The sequence below is a fragment of the Streptomyces sp. NPDC060205 genome, from assembly GCF_042728395.1.
GTDB lineage: Bacteria > Actinomycetota > Actinomycetes > Streptomycetales > Streptomycetaceae > Streptomyces.
Window position 1 is genome coordinate 1 of the sequence record NZ_JBHWZP010000158.1, and the last position, 21,547, is coordinate 21,547.

The window sequence follows — 21,547 nt, forward strand, 5'->3', positions numbered from 1 at the left end:
CCGCTGGCCCGCCGGATGCGGATCGGCGCCACCGAGTGCGTCAACGTCGGCCACTTCGCCAGCACCGGAAAGCCCTGGGCCCTCACCTGGTGACCCGGCCCCGCCCGGCACCCGCCGGATCCTCCAGGAATCCGGCGGGGCCCGGCGGCAGACGGTTCGCCGGCCGATCGGTGCCACGCGGGACGAACGCTCCCGACCGCGCCACCCGCGGTACGCGATCAGTGCTCGCGCGGCGCGGGCACGACGCGCTCCACCTCGGGGTGGACGGTGAGCAGCTGCCGCATGGCCGCCTCGGCACCCGAGGCGTCGCCCGCCGCGAGCGCGTCGGCGATCCTGGCGTGGTGCGAGAGGGAGGCCTCGGTCGGCCGGTCGCAGCCCGCGATCGGGCCGCCGGAGACCTGGAGCGCGGCCGACACGATCCCGGAGAGGTGCTCCAGCATGCGGTTGCCCGCGACCTGGATGAGCAGCGAGTGGAACTCCGCGTCGGCCCGCGAGAAGGTGAGCGCGTCGCCCTGCCCCATCGCGTGCCCCATGATCTCGACCATGTCGGTGAGCCGCTGCTGGACCTCCGGCCGACCGTGTCCGGCGGCGAGGCGGGCGGCCAGCGGTTCGATCGTCCAGCGCAGCTCGCTCAGCTCACGACGCTGGTCGTCACGCTGCGGGCCGAAGGCGCGCCACTCGATGATGTCCGGGTCCAGGAGGTTCCAGTCACTGACCGGACGCACACGCGTGCCGACATTGGGGCGGGCGCTGACCAGACCCTTCGCCTCAAGAACCCGCAGGGACTCACGGACGACGGTGCGGGAGACCTCGAATCGCTGGCCGATCTCCTCGGGGACGAGCGGGCGGTCGGCACCCAGGTCACCGGAGACGATCATCTGACCCAGCTGCTGAACCAGTTGGCCATGCAGGCCGCGGCCGCGACTTCCGGCGGCACGTCGGCCCATGCGACCCAGGTCCGGGTCCGTGGCATCCCACACGGAGCTGCTGACGCGGTCTGCGCCGGGGCCCTCCGCATAGGGGTAGCGGTCGAGTTCGCCCGGACCGGTGAGGCCGGAGTCTGCGGAACGGGCGGCGGTCATCATGGCGTGCGCAAGGGTAGTCACGGATCCTTTGTCGGCGTCGTCTCCAACTCCCTTGAGGTCTTTGGTGAAAAGCACACGAAAGGGTGATCGCTCACACCGTCGCAATTGACGCCTTATCGGAAAGAAATGGGCGTTCTGCGTGGAGTTGTGCGCATGAGGGGAACACACGTGCACGGGCGGTCGTCATCGGACCCGGCTCCGCAGGGTCGTGAGCAGATATGCGCAGAGCAGAGCTGTGAGTGACAACATCAGTGCGCCGGCGACGGGTTGAGCGATCACCTCTGCCGCGGCGACCAGATAGTGCTCGCCCCCGAACGGCCACCGCACCAGTACGAGCTCACGCAGCCGGGTCGAGAACCCGGCAGCCGTCCGGACCGACGGCCCTTCCAGAGCCTTCTGCACGATCGGTACGACCAGGATGGGCACGGCGAGAACCGCCGCGAGGCCGGCGGTGGTGGACCGGAAGATCCCCGCCGCCAGAACCCCCGCCCAGGCGCAGCCGATCACCAGACCGGTCCAACTGGCACCCAGAGGGATCCAGTCCGGCGGAACTCCGGTCAGCTCCCGTCCGTACAAGAGATAGAGCAGTTCGGCGTTCAGACCCACCACTCCGAGGGCGAGCGTCAGCGCGGTGGCCGCCGCGACGGCGAGTTTGGCGGCCAGCAGCCCCAGGCGGCGCGGGACGGTGCCGCGGTCCGCGGCCAGGGCGGGGTGCCGGAACTCGTCGCCGAAGGCGAAGGCCCCGAGCAGCCCCGCACCGAGCGCCGCGGGCGGCAGGGGAAAGTCCCGCGGCCACGCGGCGAGCAGCCGCGACTGCGGCGTGTGTCCCGCCCTGGCCAGGAGTACGGCGGTGAGCGCCGAGACGACGAGCACGGCGGCTGCGGTGAGCCGGCCCGTGCCGACCCCTGCCGCGCGCCGCAGTTCATAGCGCAGCGGCCGCAGGGGGCCGGCGCCCTGGCGGACGGTGATGGGCGGCGGCAGGGGCGACAGTTCACGCCCCCCTTGCACTCCCGCGCGCCCCACCGACGCCTCGACGTCAGCCTCACCCTCGCGAGAACTCGCCCCTGCTTCCGGCGCGGGAGTCGCCCCCATGTCCCCGACTTCGTCAGCGAGTTGGTGTACGAGGATGCCGTGGCGGTAGGCGGACTCGCCGATGTCGGCACAGGTGCTGCCGTACACGGAGAGGCGGTTGCCGTCCTCGCGCACGACCTCCACGGAGCACCGGGCGGTGCGTGCCTCCTTGATCAGCAGAGCACCGAGCCGGGCGGCGTGCGGGCTCCGGACGGCGACTCGGGGCCGGAGCCGGGTGCGGGCGAAGTCCGCGGCCTCCTGGTCGGCGACGAGTTTGCCCTTCTCCAGCGTGACGACCCGGTCGGCGGCCTGCGCGGCCTCCCTGGGGTCGTCCGTGGCGAACAGCACGGTGCCACCCGCACCGGCGTGGGCGCGCAGCACCCCGTGCAGCCAGCGGCTTTCGCGAGCGGCAAGTCCTTCTGTGGCGCCGTCGAGCACGAGGGTGTGCGGATCGGACAGCAGAGCGCAGGCGAGGCCCAGCCGACGGTCCATACCGCGCGAGAGAGTGCCCAGACGCTCGTCACGCAGGCTGACGAGGCCCACCACCTCCAGAACGTCGTCGGCGCGGCGTGCGGGTACGCCGGCCGCCGCGCACAGCATGCGGAGTTGACCTCGGACCGTGCGGGCCGGGTGGCCGGGAACGTCACCGAGGAGAACGCCCACCTCGCGCGAGGGATGGGCGATGCGGTGCAGCGGGCGGCCTCTGAAGTAGGTGATTCCGCGGCCCTGTTGCAGTTCGAGCATGAGCCTCAGGGCGGTCGTCTTGCCTGCGCCGGGGGCTCCGAGGAGCGCCGTGACACGACCGGAGGGCGCCTCGAAGGAGACGTCGTCGACAGCGGGGGGAAGCTCCTTGCGGGCGTTGCTGGTCAGTCCGATGGCCTGGATCACCCAAAGCAAGATAGCGCGATATATACCGTTTTCCGGTCACCTTGGGCGCGCCCGACAGCAGCCTCCGCACCGGTCAGGCCACTTACCTGGCCTGTCGGCCTCACGACCCACCGATCTCGGGTCCGCCTCAGACTTCAGGGCGGAGCATCGGCGGATTGAGCAGGGTGGCGCCGCCCGCCCGGAAGAGCTGGGCGGGCCGGCCGCCCTGCCGGGTGGTCGTGCCGCCGGTGGGGACGAGGAATCCCGGCGTACCGGTCACCTTGCGGTGGAAGTTGCGCGGGTCGAGCGCCACCCCCCACACCGCCTCGTACACCCGGCGCAGCTCGCCGACCGTGAACTCGGGCGGGCAGAAGGCTGTCGCCAGCGACGAGTACTCGATCTTGGAACGGGCACGTTCCACACCGTCCGACAGGATCTGGGCGTGGTCGAAGGCGAGCGGCGCGGCCTGTTCCCCGTCACGTCCGTAACCGCCCTGCTGCAGCAGGTCCTCGACGGGGGCCCAACGCGCGCTGTTCGCGTCTCCGCCGGCTCTGGGCGCGGGCAGGTCGGGCGCGAGAGCGAGATGGGCGACGCTGACGACCCTCATGCGCGGGTCACGCTTGGGGTCGCCGTAGGTCGCGAGCTGCTCCAGATGTGCTCCGTTCACCTGTGCGGGAGCGTCCGGGGCATGGGCGCACAGCCCGGTCTCCTCCATCAGCTCCCGCGCCGCGGCCTGCGACAGGTCCTCGTCGGGACGCACGAAACCGCCGGGCAGCGCCCACCGCCCCTGGAAGGGCGGCTCGCCCCTGCGGATCGCCAGCGCGCACAGGGCGTGACGACGCACGGTCAGCACGACCAGGTCGACGGTGACGGCGAACGGCGCGAAAGCTGACGGGTCGTAGGGCATGCCGCGATCATAGTCGTCTGCCTGACGATAAACACTCTCTTCACCGGTCGCTCACATGGCTGATCCGATGCTCCCGGACAGGACACCGCGGCTCCCATGAGCGCAGGTCCGGGGCCGGCCGACCCTCACGCCCCCAGTTGGAGCCCGTCGGCCGCCTCCTCCACCAAGGCCAGACCCAGCCTGCTGACACGTACGGAGAAGGGGGCGCCCGCGACGCGCAGGCCGGTCAGCCCGATCTCGCCCAGCGGGGCACAGCGCACCGGACGCAGCGTCACCGTACGAGCCGGGGCATCGGGACGGATCCCGGTGAGCGTGGCGAGCAGGAGGACACCGGCCGCTGCGGCTGTGGCCGCCGGTCTGCAGGCCGTCGGATGGGGAACCGGGGAGCCGCCTTCCGTACGCTGCTCCCCTGCGTACATCTCCGGCAGCCGGTGCCCGAAGGTCTCGGCCGCCGCCAGCACGCCCAGCAGCAGCGAGCTCGCCTCCTTCTCGTAGCCCGCGGCGGCCAGCCCCGCCACGGCGAGAGCCGTCTCGTGGACGCGCACGGACCCGCTCCGATGCCCGAACGGGTTGTAGCTCGTCTCCTTCGCGCCCAGGCTGCGCAGCCCCCAGCCCGAATCCATGGCGGGTCCGCCGAACAGGCGCGCGAGCTGTTCCGTCTGCACCTTGTCGAGCAGACCCGGTGCCGGTGCGCCGGCGCCGAGCAGTCCGGTGTCGAGCAGGTGGACACCGCCGGAGCCGAGGTGCTGCACGAGCCGTCCATCCGGGAGTCGGGCCGCAGCCGGTCTGCCGCCCGCCCTGTCCTCGATCCAGAAGTCCTCCCGGAACGCGGCCCTCATCTCCCCCGCCCACTGCCGCAGCTCGACACCGCCCCCTCTGCCGTATGCGTCGAGGAGGTCGGCGCCCAGCAGAGCGGCCCGGTGAGCGTGCGCCTGCGTCTCACAGCGCCATGGCCCACCCGGGTGCGGGTCCGCCAGATACGTACCGCCGCCGACAGCTGTCCGCAGCCACTGGAGGCACCGTTCGGCCGCGGGCAGCAGCTCCTCCGTCTCCGGCTCGGAGAGCCCCCAGCGGCGGGCCTCCGCGAGTACCACGGGAAACAGCAGCGTCGCCTCCTGCCCTGTGCAGCTCGGTGGCAGCTGGGCGCCGACCTGCCGGCGGGGGCCAGGAATCAGCCCTGATCGAGGTCCGGCGCCGACGAGTTGAGTGCGGGCGAGCGTGCGCAGGGTCCCCGCCGCGAGGCGCGTACCCAGCGGCAGAGTCATGCGGGCTGCCGCGAGGGCCTCGGCCGGTGCAAGGCCGCAGCGCCAGGGCGCCCCGGCCGCCAGATGAGTGTCGGACGGCTGCGCGGGATCACGCAGGAGAAGCGCCTGCAGATCCTCGATGCTCGTGCGCAGCAGCGCCTCGGCCCTTGGATCGTCACTCGTGGCCCGAGCAGGAGCGAGAGGGCTGGAGGCCCCGCGTGCGACGGCTCTGACGGGCCCCGCCCCGGCCGGACGCACCTTCAGCTCCACGCTTCGAACGCCGCCGGGAGGCAGTTCGAACTCCCAGCGCAGCAGCCCGGCGGAGGCCAGCGCGTCCGAAGGCGGCGGGTCGGCGGTGACAACGGAATCCCCGGTGGCACACGACCACCGCATTCCTGAGTCATGGACACTGGCCGTCAGTTCGGGGCCGACTCTGCCCGCCGCGACCGCACCCAGCTCGGCCAGGTCCGTACCGAGCGCCACCTCGACGGGAAGACGCAGAGGCCGGTTGGCCGCGCTGCGCAGGGTGATCCGCTCCGTACCGTCCGCGTAACGCATCCGTTCGACCAGGATGTCCGGATCGGGTCCGCCGTCGGCGGAGAGGCTCAATACGCCCAGGAAGCACGCTTGGTCGGGGGCGACCAGCCGGGCCTGGACCGCGAGCGGCTCCCGGCCCGCCACCCGCAGTCGGCATCGGGAGAGCACGCGTCGACCCGCCCGGTAGAAGCCCTCCAGCCCATGCCCCGTCAGCTGCCCCTGATCCGTGGAGATCACGAGTCCCGGCAGGGCGACACAGATCAGTGCGGCGTGGGCGGGTGGCAGAGTCACGGTGCCGCGCTGCACAGTCGGCGCCGTGTGCGGGGCCAGGGCAACACCGCGGCCTATGGAGGGCTGTGCGGACCTCCCGAAGGACGACGGGTCGTTGTTCGGAACGGAGGGCCTGGAGGACGGGGTGGGCAGGGGCATGGGGCGGCTTCTTCTGTGCTCCGTGCGCTGAGTGGATGCTCGGCGGTGTATGAAGGTTCGGCGAGGTGCGGGGGCTCCGACGGGGCGCGGCCGATGCGATGGCACCGCACGCCTGAGGGCTGCGCCACTCAGGTGAACGGGACCGGCCTGTCCCGGGTCACGCCCTGGTCCGCGGAAGCCCACCGATCGGACCCGACAGGCCGATCCGCCGGCACGGACGCCCAGGCCGTCTCCATACCGGAGACCGGAGGCGGCTCGTCGGCCCGAAGGTGCCCGACGCCACCACCCGTCCGATGGCCATCGCCGTGGCCGTGGCCGTGCCCACTGCCGCTTTCGTCGCCATCCCATGGCCAAGGCCCTGGTCCCAGCCCCGACCCCGGTCCTGCTCGCGAGCCAGACCCAGCCCCCCACCCCTACCGCGACCGCGACCGCGACCAGCCATAACTTCCACCCGTGCCCCGTAGACCTGACCTGCGGCGTAGACCTCACCTGCGGCTGCCGTCCCGGCCGGTGCTGCCGCCGCCTCGGCCCGAGTCATCCCCTGCGGGGACCCCCGAGCCGGGAGAGGTGGACCGAGGACGGCGTGTGCCACCGGTACCGGCCGGTCGGGAACCGGGCCGGTCGGCCGCGCCCTCCATGACCCGCGACCTGCGCCGGCGGCGGGCGGAAACCTTGGCAGCCCCCGCAGGACCATGTCCGGGCAGTTCCGCAGCGTCCCGGGACCTTCCACGCACGACTGGCGAGGGAAGCACCTCGCGGTCGACGCGACCGGCACGCTCCCCCCGCAGACAGCGGCGGATCGACTCCGGGTCCAGACCCTCGTTGCACGCCTGGTGGAGCAGCCGCGCGAAGAGATACCCGGAATCCGCCCCGAGCGCCATGGCCAGCGCTTCTCGTGCCTCCAGTTCGTCGCCGGAGGACCATGCGACCCACCCGGCGAGCGTGAGAGGAGCCGCTGCGTGCTCCCCGTACGAGCCGACACAGCGGCGCGCCAGGGCCCTCCACAGACGCAGGGCCGGTCCGGCCTCGTCCCCCTCCATCCACTCCGCAGCCCGGTCCCGTGTCGTGCGGTCCTGCAGGCCGAGGATCAACGTGGCCGCCTCCTCGTGACCCAGTAGCTCGTCGTCCCGCAGATCCGCCGGCAGTGTGCCGGGCCCAGGGGCGGCCGAGGTCGCGTCGGCGAACCGGCGCATGACCTGGTGGGCCAGCTCCAAGGTCCTGGCCGCCACACCGGCGCGGCTCCCGTCGTCCAGAATCCGGGGAATCAGCGCCATGCTCACCGCGTCGAGGGCCGACTCCTGCTCCAGTGCCGCCTTGGTCTCCCACGGAGTGAGCCTCGCCCGCAGCTGCCGCAGAGTGCCCCGCACCTGAAGCCCGGCGTAGGTGGCGGCCGCGGCCAGCACGGACGTGCCCGGCAGGCCCATCGACGTACCGTCCGGCGGGCAGCAGTGTTCGCTGGGGCAGCAGTACGACCAGAAGCGGCCGTCCGAGATGCACAGTGCCTCGATCACCGGGACGTCGAGCACTCCACAGGCCTTGCGCAGCAGTTGGGCGAGCGGACGCAGACGCTCCATCGCCGCCCGGCCCGACTCTCCTTCCCCGGGTTCCTGGCAGAGGAAGGCGACCATGCTCTCGGGCAGGGCACCCCGCCGCTCGCTGCCCTTCACCAGGCCGTGCGTCAGCTGCTGCGCCACGGACGGCCAGTCGTCCGCGTTGCTCGGGATACCGAGTCGGGCCCGGCCGCCGAAGCGGCCACGCCCGTCCCTGTCGTGCAGGGCCACGAGCACGATGCTGTCCTCGGGCCGGTAACCGAGCAGGTAGGGCAGGGCATCGGCCAGTTCGGCCGGAGTGCGGAGCGTGACCTGGTGGTCCGGACACAGACCGCCGGTCGCGCCATGTGCGCCGTCCACCGCGCCGTGTACGCCGCCGGACGCGCCGTGTGCCGAGTCGGCAGAGGCCCTCCCCTCGTGGTCCTCTCGCCTTCCGGCTTGATCGACGCCCGGCCCGTCCGGTCCACCCCACTCGCCCCGCCCACCGCGCCCCTCCTGCGAGCCTTGCCTGCTCCCCCCGCTCTGCATGCTCTGCCCGCTCTGCTCGTCCGTGCTGATCCGGTCGGCACTCTCGTCGCATCGGCCGGCGTCGCCGTCGCCGATGTTCTCGGCCGGTTCGCTGTGGTTCGTCATGCCGTGACCCTCCCGCGAAACCCGGAATTCCGCTTTGCCCTGTGGATAACCACGACCATGACCACGACAGAAGTTGTCCACAGCGGACCGGCTCATTCGCGCGATGTCCGACCCATCGGGTTGCATGGGGGCCATGAGCAACGAAGAGCTGCGCACAGCGGCCGACACCGTCCTCGCCCGCCTCGTCGGCGCGCCGGGGGGCGACGCCCGGCTGCGCGAGGACCAGTGGCGCGCCATCGAGGCCCTCGTGGCCGACAAGCGCAGGGCCCTGGTCGTGCAGCGCACCGGCTGGGGCAAGTCCGCCGTGTACTTCGTCGCGACCGCGCTGCTGCGGGAGCAAGGAGCCGGTCCCACGGTGATCGTCTCCCCCCTCCTCGCCCTCATGCGCAACCAGGTCGAGGCAGCCGCACGCGCCGGCATCCGGGCGCGGACCATCAACTCGTCCAATGCGGAGGAGTGGGACACGATCCAGGACGAGGTGGCCGCAGGTGAGGTCGACGTCCTTCTGGTCAGCCCCGAGCGGCTCAACAACCCCGACTTCCGGGACCAGGTACTGCCCAGGCTGGCGGCGGCGACCGGTCTTCTCGTGGTGGACGAGGCGCACTGCATCTCCGACTGGGGCCACGACTTCCGGCCGGACTACCGCCGCCTGCGCACCATGCTCGCCGACCTTCCCTCAGGCGTCCCGGTCCTCGCGACCACTGCCACGGCCAACGCGCGCGTGACCGCCGACGTCGCCGAGCAACTGGGCACCGGCGGAAGCACGGACGCCCTCGTCCTGCGCGGCCCCCTGGACCGCGAGAGCCTGAGCCTGAACGTGCTGCAGCTGCCGGACGCCGCCCACCGGATGGCCTGGCTCGCCGAGCACCTGGTCGAGCTGCCCGGCTCAGGAATCATCTACACGCTCACCGTGGCCGCCGCCGAGGAGGTCACCGCCTACCTCCGGCAGGCAGGGCACACCGTGACCTCGTACACGGGGAAGACGGAGAACGCGGACCGCCAGCAGGCCGAGGAGGACCTGCTCGCCAACCGTGTCAAGGCCCTTGTCGCCACCTCGGCGCTGGGCATGGGCTTCGACAAACCCGACCTCGGCTTCGTGGTGCACCTGGGTTCGCCGTCCTCACCCATCGCCTACTACCAGCAGGTGGGCCGCGCGGGCCGTGGCGTGGAGCATGCCGAGGTGCTGCTCCTGCCCGGCAAGGAGGACCAGGCGATCTGGCAGTACTTCGCGTCGATCGCCTTCCCTCCGGAGGAGCAGGTCAGGCGCACCCTCGATGTTCTCGGCCAGGCCGGCCGCCCGCTGTCGCTCCCTGCGCTCGAACCCCTGGTGGAGCTGCGCAGGTCACGGCTCGAAACGATGCTCAAGGTCCTGGACGTGGACGGCGCCGTGAAGCGCGTCAAGGGCGGCTGGATCTCCACGGGCACCCCGTGGACGTACGACACCGAGCGCTACGCGTGGGTCGCCAAGCAGCGCGCGACCGAGCAGCAGGCCATGCGCGACTACGTGACGACGACCGGCTGCCGGATGGAGTTCCTGCGCCGGCAGCTGGACGACGAGGGAGCCGCCCCGTGCGGTCGCTGCGACACCTGCACGAAGCCGCGGTTCTCCGACGCCGTGTCCTCGTCCGCACTGGACTCGGCGCGCGGCGAGCTCGGCCGCGCGGGGATCGAGGTGGATCCCCGGAAGATGTGGCCCACAGGGTTGCCCGCCGTGGGCGTCGACCTGAAGGGACGCATCCCTGCCGGGGAACAGGCCGCGACCGGACGGGCGCTGGGAAGGCTTTCGGACATCGGCTGGGGCAACCGGCTGCGGCCGATGCTCGCCCCCCAGGCCCCGGACGGACCGGTCCCGGACGACGTGGCCCAGGCAGTCGTCGGCGTGCTGGCCGACTGGGCGAAGGGACCTGGCGGCTGGGCCTCGGGCGGTTCCGGCGCCGTACCGCGCCCTGTCGGTGTCGTCACGATGGCGTCGCAGCGCCGGCCGCACCTCGTCCAGTCGCTGGGTGCGCGGATCGCCGAGGTCGGCCGCCTGCCCCTGCTGGGCTCCATCGAGTACACCCCGGGAGCCGACGCCGCACAGGTCTCCAGAAGCAACAGCGCGCAGCGGCTGAAGGCCCTCGACGGCGCGCTCGTGGTGCCGCCCGGTCTGGCCGCCGCGCTCGCCGAAGCCGATGGCCCCGTCCTGCTCGTGGACGACTCGACCGACACCGGATGGACGCTCGCGGTGGCCGCGCGCATGCTGCGGCGGGCCGGCGCCCAGGGGGTGTTGCCGCTGGTACTCGCCGTGCAAGGTTGATTCCTGCGGTGCGGTGGTAAATACCGAGCAGGGATATAAGCAACGGATCGCCAGATAACGGTCGGTGGCCCCAATTGCTCGTTGCCGCAACCAAGTTCGACAGGAAGAATTGGCCTCGCGCCCCGCGTGGCCTCCCGAGGCCGCCCGTTCGGGCTGTGCTGCGGCGCGCTCCCCCAGTCCGACCTCGCCCGCTGTGTGGGCGCGTAGCCGAAGGGAGGACCGTGACCTTCGGATTCGCTCCGTCCTCGGCGGCACCCATGTCGACGGCCGCCACTTCCGCCAATCCACTGACCCGGGTGCTCGAACCCGCCGAATGGGCCGCTGCGGGGATTCCGCTTCTGCGCAATCCCCGGGAGGTCGTCAGCGGGCTCCACTCCCGGCATCGGCCCGGACCCACGACCGCGATCGTGGCAGTGCTCGACCCCGATGAACGGCTGAACGCGAGCGCTTCCTTCATCCGGCGGCCGGCTCCGGCGGACGGCTGGATGTTCCGCAACGCGCTGCTCGCGCAGCTGCGCCGGGTCATCCCGCACGACCTGCGCCGCCGTACCCCGGTGCGTACTGCCGTGCTGCTCTACTGCCGTGACGGCGACGCGCGGTGGACGGAGGAGGACGGCGCGTGGATGTGGGGGCTGCGGGACGCCTGCACGCTGCACGGCCTGCGCTGCGGGGCCTACATCACGCTGACACGTGACGGCTGGCAGGTGCTCGGCGAGGGGCGCGGAGGCCGTCGGCCCAACGCGGACTCGCCGCCGGAGTCCCTGGAGTCGCTCGCCGCGGCCGAGTCCATACAGCCGCGCACCGGTGGGTCGGCCTCTGAGGTACTGCGCCGCGCGGCCGCACGCTGAGCCGACGGCCGACTTCGGCCGCCGGCACGGGCCCCGGCTCAGCCCCGCCCGCGCCAGGCTGCACCTGCGCGCCGACAGCACAGCCAAGCACTCGCACCGCTGCTGCCTCGCTCAGAGGCGCCACGACGGCGCTCAGCACCGACATGGGCACAAGCACAGACTTGGGCACGACTGAACGCCGACTTCGGCACATCGACACATCGGCACGGACACAGCCGTACCTGCACCGGACGCGAGGCCCGACGGCCGACGCGACGCCGGACATGATGCCGGACGTGATGCCGGACCTACGGCCGGGCTTGACGCCGAAGCCGACAACGGCGGCGAGCTTCGGCGTCACGCAGACCCACACAGCCCCACCGCGGACGCGGCCTCACCATCGACACGACCCACCGCAGACACAGTCCACGGCGGACACGGCCGCCTACGCGCTCGGTTCACGCTTCGGGCCGAGCGCTTGCACCGCATCACGACGTCGACAGCGCGCCGGCACATCCCCCGTACCGGCACACGTCGAACCGTCCTCTGTGCATGCTCCGAGCAGATGCCACCGCGGTGGCATCCGAGCCGTGAGAACCCCCTGGAAGAGGGGGTTCTCAGACCTTCGCGCCCAGCACCGAGTTGATCTGCTGCGGGTCCCCGCAGACGATCAGCAGGGTGCCGGCTCGCCCGAGGGCGAGCGGCAGCGCGGTGGCAGCGGTGGCGTCGGGCCCGCCATTGACGGCGACAACGACCACGGGCCGGGACGCGGCACGACCGATGGCGGAGGCGTCGGCGTAGAACACGTCGTCTCCCGCGTCGTGCTGGGCCCAGTACGCGGCCTCGCCGAAGGAGAGCTCGTGCGCGGCCCACGGGTGGGGTTCGCCGGTGGTGATCACCAGCACCTCACCGGGGGCCCTGCCCGAGTCAAGGAGCAGGTCGACCGCTTCCTCGGCGGCGTCCAGCGCGCCCTCGGCCGAGGCCGGGATCAGCTGGATCGTAGGAGTCGAGGCTGCGGCTGGGGCCGCCGGAGCGGCAGGCCCCGGCTTGGCCACGGCCGTGTCGCGCGGCGTGCGTTGCACAGGCGGCATCGGCCGGACAGGACCCGGACGGCCTGGACGCGGGGGTGCCGCGGGACGGGGGCCGGGTACGGGGCGGGGGGTCGGCACGGTCCGGCCGGTGGCCGGACTGACGCGGGGACCCTGGGCACTCTCGTGAATCTGAGGCTCCTCGGGAATGAGAGGCATGAGCTGATTTTTATCAAACGCCGGTGCGACTCGCTTAAGCGGGTGGCACATGAGTGCGAACGGAACGGTCAGAAGTCGAAGCCGAGTTGCCCTTCGATCTCCGGAACGCTTTCATCCGCCCAACTGCGGACCTTCTTGAGGTGCCGCCACTGGGGCAGCGCATCAAGATACGCCCACGACAGCCGGTGGTACGGGGTGGGGCCCCGCATCTCCAGTGCGGCCCGGTGAACCGGTGACGGATACCCGGCGTTGGCCGCAAAACCGAAGTCTGCATGGTCGACACCCAGTTCGGCCATCATTTTGTCGCGCTGGACCTTCGCGATCACCGAGGCCGCCGCCACGGAGACGCAGGACTGGTCGCCCTTGATCACCGTACGGACCCGCCACGGGATACCCAGATAGTCGTGTTTCCCGTCGAGGATGACCGCGTCGGGACGCACCGGCAGCGCTTCGAGGGCGCGGCAGGCGGCCAGCCGCTGCGCGGCCGTCATCCCCAGCTGGTCGATCTCCTCCGGTGAAGCATGCCCCAGGGCGTACGACGTCACCCACTGCGCCAGTATCTCGGCGAGTGCTGTGCGCCTCTTGACGGTGAGGAGCTTGGAGTCGGTGAGGCCTTCGGGCGGGCGACGCAGGCCCGTGACCGCCGCGCAGACGGTGACCGGACCGGCCCAGGCGCCGCGCCCCACCTCGTCGACACCGGCAATGACCTTGGCTCCGGTCGTGGCGCGCAGGGAGCGCTCGACGGTGTGGGTCGGTGGTTCGTACGGCATGACACGCTCAGCCTACGCCGCCCGGAACCACGCACGACACCCGGTTCCCCCGAGTGCCCCGCACACCCGCGACCGGGTCGGCCGGGGGTCCGCCCGGAGGCGGCGCGAAGCCTGCCCGGCGTCACCCCCGCGGCCCGCCCGAGGCGCCCGCGGAACCCTTGTCAGACACCTTCCGGTCGCAGCAGCGGAACCATGAGCTGGTCGATCATCTCCTCGATGTCCCGCTCGTTCCATTCGCTCGCGCACACCTTGGAGCGGTACATCATCATCGCCGGAATGGCGTCGAGGACATAGGAGTTCGCCGCGTCCGGCCGGACCTCTCCCCGCCGGATACCACGGTCGATGACCTCCCCGAGCAGCCGGATCGTCGGCTCCACGACCCCCGACAGGATGACTTCATGGAAACGCTGGGCCTGGGACGAGTCGCATTCGTGAATGACCGAGCGCAGCGCGAATCCCGGGCGCGAGAACATCGCCGCGCGCGCCCGCCGGCACAGTTCCAGCAGGTCGTCCCGGACACTTCCGAGGTCGGGCACCTCGACGAGCGACGGCAGCCCGGCCTGGAGCGCGTCGGCGACGAGATCCTCCTTCGACGGCCAGCGGCGGTAGACCGCTGCCTTCCCCGTCTGGGCGCCGGCCGCGACACCCTCCATCGTGAGGCCGTTCCAGCCGACCGTGCTGAGCTGCTCCAGCGCGGCGTCGAGGATCGCGCGTTCGAGTACGGCGCCGCGTCTGCGCGGGGAGGCCGCCTGAGCGGGGGCGGCCGTCCAACTCGAAGTAACCATGAGCCTGTCTCCATGTGAGCGGGCGGGGGCGCGGACGTTCGCACAGACGCACGTACGTGCCATACGGACCGGGGTCCGTGAGCGGTCAAGTGACACCAATCGGCAGCGACTTCAGTGAACGCTTGCGTTCACTGTCGGGGACTCACTACCTTTTGACGCGACAGTGAACGCGAGCGTTCACTAACGCACTCGTGGGGGACTCAATAGTGACAACCTCTCCGTTGATCAAAGATCAGAAGCCGGGAGCGGCCCGCCGGGAGGGGCACCCCGGCATCGCGCTCACCGTCATCGCGGCCTGCCAACTCATGGTGGTACTCGACGCGACGATTGTGAACATCGCGCTCCCGCACATTCAAGGCGCGCTCAAGTTCTCCACCACCGATCTCACCTGGGTGGTCAGCGCCTACACGCTCACGTTCGGCGGTCTGCTGCTGCTCGGCGGCCGGGCCGGTGACATCCTCGGCCGGCGCCGGGTCTTCATGTCCGGCATCCTGCTGTTCACCGTCGCCTCGCTGCTCGGCGGCCTCGCCCAGGAGCCCTGGCAACTGCTGGCGGCCCGCGCCCTCCAAGGGGTGGGCGGCGCGATCGCCTCCCCCACCTCGCTGGCGTTGATCACGACGACGTTCCCCGAAGGGCCCGAGCGCAACAGGGCGTTCGGGGTGTTCGCCGCGGTCTCGGCCGGCGGCGGCGCGATCGGGCTGCTCGCCGGCGGCATGCTCACCGAGTGGCTCGACTGGCGCTGGGTGCTCTTCGTCAACGTACCCATCGGTGTACTGATCGCCGTGGTCACACCGCTCTACATCAGCGAGTCCGAGCGGCATCCAGGGCGCTTCGACATCGCGGGCGCGCTCACCTCGACGCTCGGTATGGCCTCGCTCGTCTACGGCTTCATCCGGGCCGCGGAGGAGGGCTGGCGGGACAGTCTCACCATCGCGTCCTTCGGCACCGCGGTCGTCCTCCTGGTGGCCTTCGCGCTGGTCGAGTCCCGGGCCAGGGAACCGATCACACCGCTGCGCATGTTCGCCGACCGCAACCGCTCGGGTACGTACGTGATCATGCTGAGCCTGGCCGCGGCCATGTTCGGGATGTTCTTCTTCATCGTTCTCTTCGTGCAGAACGTGCTGCAGTACACGCCGATCGAGGCCGGTCTGGCCTTCCTGCCCATCACGGTCGCGATCGGCACCGGCGCGGGTCTGTCGCAGCGGTTCCTGCCGGTGCTGGGCCCGAAGCCGTTCATGGTGGTCGGCTCGACCCTCGTGGTGATCGGGCTCGGCTGGCTGACATTCATCGATCCTGAGAGTTCCTACGTCAGCGGCGTGCTCGGTCCGATGCTGCTGTTCGGCTTCGGCATGGGGCTGAACTTCGTGACGCTGACCCTGACCGCGGTCTCCGGAGTGGCCCCCCACGAGGCGGGCGCCGCGTCCGGACTGCTCAACGCCACACAACAGGTGGGCGGTTCGCTGGGCCTGTCCATCCTCACCACGGTCTTCGGAACGGCGAGCCGCGAGGAGGCGGAGAAGCAGGTCACGGACTTCATGGCCAACGCCTCGGCCGAGCAGAAGGCTGAGTTCGCCACCACGCATCAGCTGCCCGCTCCCTGGAGTCACGAGGTGCTCGCCCAGGGCATCTCCACGGCCTTCCTTCCGGCCGTCGCCATGGCCGTGCTGGCTCTGGCCGTCGCCACGCTGGTGATCCGGGTCCGCAAGAGCGACCTGGAGGCACTGTCGGGCACAGCAGGGGTCCCGGCGGGCTGATCCACCACCGTCACGGACACGATGAGCAGGCCGGACCGCCGTACTGGAAACGGCGGACCGGCCTGCTTGGTTCCCACGCGATCGATCCGGCGGCACACCGCACGGACGCGCCCGAAGCGACGCGCCTACGCAGGTAGGCGCGCGCGGCGACTTCAGGAGTACACCGAGAGCGGTGCACGAGCGGTACGCGCCCTCGACGCCCCTCCTCAGCGGTACGCCAGATCCTGTTCCAGGCGGCTGCACACGCGCCAGTCCGCCTCGGAGGACGGCTTCCGCTCGTCAAGGATGTTCCGGGCGCGCACCTCGCCCCAGCTCGTGGCGTACCAGGGGCCGACGTCGTCCCCCAGGTCCTCATCGATGGATTTCAGGGCACAGGACCGCAGCGGCTCATCAAGTTTGTCCAGCGCCGGCACGGCATCGGCGGACAGCCCGCGCGCGTAGTCGAGGTCGAACGTGCCCGTCCGCTCGTACCGCTGGACATTGCGCTCGGCGATCAGCCCGTCGGGCGACACGAGTCCGAAGACGAGCACCGTCGCGGCCGCGCCGGCCAGCACCACACGCGGCAGCCAGCGGGCTCCGAGGACACCGGCCGCCATGATGAGCACGATGACGAGGCCGAGCCAGAGTTCGACGGTCACCACGGAGATCCGCAGCCGGGTCAGCCCGTACGCCTCCACATACATGTCCATACGCCGCACCGCCGAGGCCACGACCACGAGGGCGAGGGCACAGAGGCTGCCGAGGACGGCGCGTACCAGTGTCCGGTCGCGCGAGTCGTCCCGGGGCGCCCAGCGCAGGGCCAGGACGATCACGAGCAGGGTGAGCAACGTGACCAGGAGCAACTGCCAGAAGCCCTGACGCGCGTACTCGGAGTATGTCTGGCCGGTCTTGTCCAGGACGGCGTCGTATCCACCGAGCAGGACGACCAGTTGGACGGCGTTGAACACAGCGAAGAGCGCGACCAGCACGATCAGGGGCAGTGCCCACTCGACGCGGCCACGGGCGCGGCCAGGAGGCACCGCGACGCGGTCCCACTGAACGGGTGCCGCGGCCGTGTGCGCCGCCGCCAGAGCGCCGACCACGCCGATCACGAACAGAACGGCGTGCCAGGGGCCTCCGGAGACCGACGCGTCGGGCACGAGGTCCGCCAGGAGGTCGGCGAAAGCGGCGTCCGCGCCGGCGAAGAGGGCACCGAAGACCACCAGCAGGACCGCGGCCACCACGATCGCGCGCAGGACCGGGCCGACGTTGCCGCGTGCCCCGCCGGTGCGCTCGCGCAGTCCGCGCCAGCCCCAGCCCGGACCGGTGACCAGTGAGGTGTAGAGGCCGATCGGGCCGAACAGCATCCCTGTCCAGGTACGACCGCCGTGCAGGGCGAGCGAGCCCACCGCCAGAGCGGCGACGACGGCGAGGAACGACGGCCAGCCGGCGTCGCGCAGCGCCGGAACGACCAGCAGGGCGAGTCCGGCACCGCCCCACACCAGCGTCCAGGGACGTGGCCGTCGGCCCGCTCTCCCGGCCGCGAAGTACACACCGAGGGTGATCGGTATCGCCACCAGCAGGAGATTGAGCGCCAGGCCCTCTCCGAGCAGAAGCATGCTGAGCAGACCGGTGGCCAGGGCGGCCCAGAGAGTCGCGGTACGGACGGGTGCGGGAGTCTGCGCCTGGATGTCCGCGAACCAGGAGTCGACGGCGGGACCTTCCCAGCCTCCGTCCTCGTCGAGGTCCGCCACGGCGAAGCCCTTCTGACCCGAGCCGGAGCCCGAACTCGTCACCTTGCCCGGACTCGCCGGAACGGTGTCCTCGGGCTCCTCGGCATCGCCACCGGGCCCCGCCGCAGCATCCGCCGAATCCGTCGCGTCTGCTGCGTCTGCTGCGTCTGCTGCGTCTGCCGTGCCTACCGTGTCTGGTGCTCCTGTCGTGGACTTCGACTCGGCGGGCTCCGCCTGATCCTCGGTTTCCGACCCTCTCGGCTCGGCCTCGGACGGTTTGCCGGACACAGGACCCCCTCCCCCACCGGTCCGGCCAGCACGCCGCACATGGCTGCGGGGGAGGCTCAGGAACCGGTTTCTCGTCGGCGCCGACTCTTGATGATCAACGATCGGCGTGGCGGAAAGGGTAACCGCGAGGGTCCCGGGACAGCCGGTCACGGCTTCTCTGTGGCAGGGCTGTGACAGGGATCGGCACTTGGGTGGGACGAAAAGAGGGCACGCGCGCGTGGCCCATGAGCCGATATCGGCACCCCGCCCTACAGTGCGGCCTCCGGTGTCAGCCAGCCCGGGAGCGCCTCGGTTCGTTCCAGCCACTCCGCGGGAGGCGCCCCGGCCGTACCGGCGGCCACCACCCCTCCGACGATGGCGCAGGTCGTGTCCATGTCGCCGCCCACCTGGGCGGTGGCCCAGAAGGCCCCTTCGTAGTCACCGAGGGCCCGCGCCGCCGACCAGAGCGCGAAGGGCACCGTGTCATGCGCGGTAGTGCGTCGGCCGCAGCCGAGGACGGCCGCCACCGTGGTGGTGTCCCCGTAGTCGAGCATGTCCCGGGCGCGCCGCAGACCCGCGCCCACGGCGCTGCGCGGCACGAGAGCGATGACGCCGTCGAGCAGCGCGTCGGGCCCGGGCGGGCCTCCGGGTGCCGCGGCCAGCGCGGCGGCGGCCGCCACGGCCATGGCGCCGACCACCGCTTCGCGGTGCTGATGGGTGGGATACGCCGAGATCTCCGCCTGGTGCGTGGCCTGCTCCGGATCGTCCGCGTACCAGGCGCCCAGCGGCGCGATCCGCATCGCCGCGCCGTTGCCCCATGAGCCCTGCCCCTTGAAGAGGGCCGAGGACAGTTCGCGCCAGTCGCCGCCTTCCCGGATCTGCCGCAGCAGCCGGTCCACCGCCGGGCCGTAGTCCCGGTCGGCGTCGTGGCGCTCGGCGAAGGAGCGGGCCAGTTCGTCCTGGTCGATGCGGTGGCGGGCGGCCAAAGTGGCCACTACGGAGGCGGCCATTTCCGTGTCGTCGGTCCATTTCCAGGGCCCGGGCGGCAGTGCGCGGTCCTGGAGCAGCGGATAGTTCGCGGGCACGAAGAACTGTGAGCCCAGCGCGTCCCCGACCGCGAGACCGCGCAGGCTGGCCAGGGCACGGTCGAGGCGCCCGGCGGAAGAGGAGTCAGCGGTCATCGCCCTGCCACTCTAGTTCGTTACTCATGAATTGCGGACAAAAGACAACAGAAGCGGATGAACAACATCCACGGCCAGACAACAAGTGCCGGATGACGAAGGTCCGACGACGGACGCCGGACCCCGAACCCGGACGCCGGAACGCGGAACCGGGACTCCGGAAACCGAACGCCGGAACCAGGACTCCGGCCCCGAACCCCCGTCGGCGAACGACCGGTCCAACACCACCCTGACGCCGCCACGACCCCGCTAACCGGTGGCCCCGTAGGACTCCGGATCACGCCAGCGCTCGAAAGGACGGTCGATCGTGTAGCGGCCGTCCTCCCCGAGGACCAGCATCCGCATCTCCGCGTTCCCGGGGTTCGACAGCGACTCGAACTCGGCGACCGTCCAGTGGAACCAGCGCATGCAGAACAGCCGCATGGCCAGGCCGTGGGTCACCAGGAGCACGTTGGGCGGATGGTCGGGCGCCTCGAAGCTCCTGAAGAGGCTCTCCAGGAAGTTGCCGACCCGGTCGTACACATCGGCGCCGGACTCGCCCTGTGCGAAGCGGTAGAAGAAGTGCCCGTACGCGTCGCGATAGGCCTTCTGGAGGCGTACGTCGTCGCGGTCCTGCCAGTTCCCCCAGTCCTGCTCGCGCAGCCGGGGCTCCTCCCGGACGCGGACCTGGGCGGGGTCGAGATGGAAGGACCTGAAGGTCTCGTGCGTGCGGCGGTACGGGGAGACGTAAACGCTTACCTGCTCGCGGCCGAAGACCTCTCTGAGCCGCTTGCCCGTCTCCTCCGCCTGTCGCCACCCCTTCTCGGTGAGTGCCAGAGCGTGGTCGGGTTCACGCTCGTAGACAGAGTCATCGGCATTGCCCACCGACTCGCCGTGCCGGACAAGAACGATGCGCCGTGGACGTGCCATACCGGAACCCTAGATCGGGTCACGCCCGATCGAGCACTCGTACGGGCTTCATACGTCACAGGTCACACAAATCGCGGTCTCGTGGGACGCCGTCAGGACCCGGTCAGACGGTCCAGGTCGGTTCCAGCTGGACGATGTCCCCCGTGAGTGCCACAACGTCCGCCTCTATCTGGGCCCGCAGGGCGAGCCGCTCCACCCGCTCGGCCCGGTACTTGCCGTGCTCGGCGGCCGACTGCCACATCGACAGGACCAGGAACTCGTGTCCGGGCGCCTCGCCGAACAGCCCTCGCACCATGCCTGGCGAGCCGGCCATCGCCGGATTCCAGACCTTCTCCTGCATCAGCGCGAAGTGCTCGGCGCGCTCCTCGTGCACGCGGCAGTGCGCCACCCGCACGAGATCGGCCTCCGTGAAGCGTGGCTCGAAGCCGGTCTTCACGTCGAAACGGTGGTCGAAGAGCGTGGCGTACTGGTCCTTGAAGGTGCCCGACTGGGACGCGGCCAGCCGGTCATGGGAGCGCGCCATGAAGGAGTCGTAGAAGGCACGGCTCTCCCAGAAGGCGAAGATGTGGGCGACTCCGGGCCTCCCCCGGCTCCAGCCCCCGCCCTGCCCCCGGAATCCCGGCTCCCCCAGAAGTCCCGCCCATTTTCGCTGTCCCCGTTCGAAACCGCGGCGGTCCACCACGGTGCAGCGAATCCACTTGACCAGCACGGCGCCATCGTAAGGCCCAAGAACGTGGCGCCGGTCACGGTCGGGCGCACTGCATCCGCGCGAGCGCCCCCGTGTGCGTGGCACGATGGACAACACGCCTCAACTGCGCGGCAGTTGAGGCGTCCGACGCAGGGGCACCAGGAGGGATGTGCGGTGAACGGCCTCAACAAGGGCATCAGCAAGGTCGAGGTCTCGGTGAAGTGGGATCCCAGTCCCACCGGCGAACCGGCCATCGATCTCGACATCGTCGCCGCCACCTATCTCGCGACCGACTCCCAGGAGAACCCCGACTACGTAGTGCACTTCGGCAGCCGTTCCCCGGACGGCACCATCTACCTCAACCGGGACAGCAAGGACGGCAAGGGCTTCGGCTGGGACGAGGTGATGACCCTGGAGCTGAGCCGTCTCAACAAGCGCTACGCGCGCGTGATGGTCGGCGTCGCCATACAGCAGCGCACCGGACGGCGCACGTTCGTCGGCGTCTCCAACCCGGCCCTGCGGATCCGCGAGGGCTACACCGTCCTCTCCGAGGACGACTTCGGCGGCGTCCTGGGGTCCACGGCCACGACGGTCGCCGAGTTCGTACGTGACGACTCCGGAGAGTGGACCTTCCGTCCCGCCGTCCGCGGCTTCGACGCGGACCCGGCCACCTTCGCGAGCATCATGGGCAACGCCGAAGCGTCCTGAGTCCACACGGCTCTCGCGCACGCGCGTGCCGCTGAGAGTACGCAGACACGCCGAAGGGGCGGTACAGCTGGTGGCTGTAC

General features: G+C 71.0%; 16 protein-coding genes and 1 pseudogene. 5 read left to right on the forward strand and 12 right to left on the reverse strand.

The annotated features are described in order from the left end of the window. A pseudogene (locus ACFWGJ_RS25510) lies at nt 1–93 on the forward strand (metallophosphoesterase); the annotation flags it as partial. Nucleotides 94–218: 125 nt separating this feature from the next. On the opposite strand, the gene ACFWGJ_RS25515 reads toward ACFWGJ_RS25510, so the two are convergent. From ACFWGJ_RS25515 to ACFWGJ_RS25535, 5 genes are all read right to left on the reverse strand, one after another. Then, entirely contained in the window at nt 219–1,106 is an 888-nt protein-coding gene (locus tag ACFWGJ_RS25515; RefSeq protein WP_267029355.1) for a FadR/GntR family transcriptional regulator, read from the reverse strand. A 162-nt stretch (nt 1,107–1,268) separates the two neighbouring features. Then, nucleotides 1,269–3,044, reverse strand: a complete 1,776-nt coding sequence (locus tag ACFWGJ_RS25520) for an ATP-binding cassette domain-containing protein (RefSeq protein ID WP_387328669.1) — start codon at nt 3,042–3,044, stop codon at nt 1,269–1,271. A 127-nt stretch (nt 3,045–3,171) separates the two neighbouring features. Beyond that, entirely contained in the window at nt 3,172–3,930 is a 759-nt protein-coding gene (locus ACFWGJ_RS25525; RefSeq protein WP_387328671.1) for an NUDIX domain-containing protein, read from the reverse strand. A 125-nt stretch (nt 3,931–4,055) separates the two neighbouring features. Next, entirely contained in the window at nt 4,056–6,140 is a 2,085-nt protein-coding gene (locus ACFWGJ_RS25530; protein WP_387328674.1) for a glycogen debranching N-terminal domain-containing protein, read from the reverse strand. A 485-nt stretch (nt 6,141–6,625) separates the two neighbouring features. Next, entirely contained in the window at nt 6,626–8,323 is a 1,698-nt protein-coding gene (locus ACFWGJ_RS25535) for a DUF4192 domain-containing protein (protein WP_387328677.1), read from the reverse strand. A gap of 133 nt (nt 8,324–8,456) precedes the next feature. Here ACFWGJ_RS25535 and ACFWGJ_RS25540 point away from each other — a divergent pair, with 133 nt between their 5' ends. Further along, nucleotides 8,457–10,619 carry a RecQ family ATP-dependent DNA helicase gene (locus ACFWGJ_RS25540; protein ID WP_387328679.1) on the forward strand — a complete coding sequence of 721 codons (2,163 nt, stop codon included), beginning with the start codon at nt 8,457–8,459 and terminating at the stop codon, nt 10,617–10,619. A gap of 221 nt (nt 10,620–10,840) precedes the next feature. After that, nucleotides 10,841–11,467 (forward strand): hypothetical protein, encoded by a 627-nt coding sequence (locus tag ACFWGJ_RS25545; protein ID WP_387328682.1) that lies wholly within the window; start codon nt 10,841–10,843, stop codon nt 11,465–11,467. A gap of 596 nt (nt 11,468–12,063) precedes the next feature. Here ACFWGJ_RS25545 and ACFWGJ_RS25550 read toward each other — a convergent pair. The 3 genes from ACFWGJ_RS25550 to ACFWGJ_RS25560 all read right to left on the reverse strand — a co-directional run bounded on the left by ACFWGJ_RS25550 (nt 12,064) and on the right by ACFWGJ_RS25560 (nt 14,248). Next, nucleotides 12,064–12,693 (reverse strand): hypothetical protein, encoded by a 630-nt coding sequence (locus ACFWGJ_RS25550; RefSeq protein ID WP_387328684.1) that lies wholly within the window; start codon nt 12,691–12,693, stop codon nt 12,064–12,066. 68 nt (nt 12,694–12,761) lie between these two features. After that, nucleotides 12,762–13,463 carry a ribonuclease HII gene (locus ACFWGJ_RS25555; RefSeq protein WP_387328686.1) on the reverse strand — a complete coding sequence of 234 codons (702 nt, stop codon included), beginning with the start codon at nt 13,461–13,463 and terminating at the stop codon, nt 12,762–12,764. A 161-nt stretch (nt 13,464–13,624) separates the two neighbouring features. Further along, nucleotides 13,625–14,248, reverse strand: a complete 624-nt coding sequence (locus ACFWGJ_RS25560; RefSeq protein WP_387328689.1) for a TetR/AcrR family transcriptional regulator — start codon at nt 14,246–14,248, stop codon at nt 13,625–13,627. 206 nt (nt 14,249–14,454) lie between these two features. On the opposite strand from ACFWGJ_RS25560, the gene ACFWGJ_RS25565 reads away from it, so the two are divergent. Then, complete coding sequence (locus tag ACFWGJ_RS25565) at nt 14,455–16,002, forward strand: MFS transporter (RefSeq protein ID WP_387328691.1); 1,548 nt, start codon at nt 14,455–14,457, stop codon at nt 16,000–16,002. 206 nt (nt 16,003–16,208) lie between these two features. Here ACFWGJ_RS25565 and ACFWGJ_RS25570 read toward each other — a convergent pair whose 3' ends face one another. The 4 genes from ACFWGJ_RS25570 to ACFWGJ_RS25585 form a co-directional block, all read right to left on the reverse strand. After that, a complete protein-coding gene (locus ACFWGJ_RS25570) occupies nt 16,209–17,672 on the reverse strand; it encodes a DUF4153 domain-containing protein (protein ID WP_387328702.1) in 1,464 nt (487 codons plus the stop codon). Nucleotides 17,673–18,250: 578 nt separating this feature from the next. Continuing rightward, a complete protein-coding gene (locus tag ACFWGJ_RS25575; RefSeq protein ID WP_387328694.1) occupies nt 18,251–19,162 on the reverse strand; it encodes an ADP-ribosylglycohydrolase family protein in 912 nt (303 codons plus the stop codon). 249 nt (nt 19,163–19,411) lie between these two features. Then, nucleotides 19,412–20,071 (reverse strand): histidine phosphatase family protein, encoded by a 660-nt coding sequence (locus ACFWGJ_RS25580; protein WP_189774570.1) that lies wholly within the window; start codon nt 20,069–20,071, stop codon nt 19,412–19,414. A gap of 103 nt (nt 20,072–20,174) precedes the next feature. After that, on the reverse strand, nt 20,175–20,780 hold the full coding sequence (locus tag ACFWGJ_RS25585) for a YdbC family protein (RefSeq protein WP_387328697.1): 606 nt from the start codon (nt 20,778–20,780) through the stop codon (nt 20,175–20,177). A gap of 153 nt (nt 20,781–20,933) precedes the next feature. On the opposite strand from ACFWGJ_RS25585, the gene ACFWGJ_RS25590 reads away from it, so the two are divergent. Next, nucleotides 20,934–21,467 carry a TerD family protein gene (locus tag ACFWGJ_RS25590; protein WP_387328699.1) on the forward strand — a complete coding sequence of 178 codons (534 nt, stop codon included), beginning with the start codon at nt 20,934–20,936 and terminating at the stop codon, nt 21,465–21,467. Nucleotides 21,468–21,547: the final 80 nt, after the last annotated feature.

Bases quoted from the DNA above. Each gene is read 5' to 3' on its own strand.
- ACFWGJ_RS25550 (WP_387328684.1), bottom strand. From the start codon at position 12,693: ATGCCTCTCATTCCCGAGGAGCCTCAGATTCACGAGAGTGCCCAGGGT.
- ACFWGJ_RS25580 (WP_189774570.1), bottom strand. From the start codon at position 20,071: ATGGCACGTCCACGGCGCATCGTTCTTGTCCGGCACGGCGAGTCGGTG.
- ACFWGJ_RS25555 (WP_387328686.1), bottom strand. From the start codon at position 13,463: ATGCCGTACGAACCACCGACCCACACCGTCGAGCGCTCCCTGCGCGCC.
- ACFWGJ_RS25560 (WP_387328689.1), bottom strand. From the start codon at position 14,248: ATGGTTACTTCGAGTTGGACGGCCGCCCCCGCTCAGGCGGCCTCCCCG.
- ACFWGJ_RS25535 (WP_387328677.1), bottom strand. From the start codon at position 8,323: ATGACGAACCACAGCGAACCGGCCGAGAACATCGGCGACGGCGACGCC.
- ACFWGJ_RS25575 (WP_387328694.1), bottom strand. From the start codon at position 19,162: ATGACCGCTGACTCCTCTTCCGCCGGGCGCCTCGACCGTGCCCTGGCC.
- ACFWGJ_RS25540 (WP_387328679.1), top strand. From the start codon at position 8,457: ATGAGCAACGAAGAGCTGCGCACAGCGGCCGACACCGTCCTCGCCCGC.
- ACFWGJ_RS25530 (WP_387328674.1), bottom strand. From the start codon at position 6,140: ATGCCCCTGCCCACCCCGTCCTCCAGGCCCTCCGTTCCGAACAACGAC.
- ACFWGJ_RS25525 (WP_387328671.1), bottom strand. From the start codon at position 3,930: ATGCCCTACGACCCGTCAGCTTTCGCGCCGTTCGCCGTCACCGTCGAC.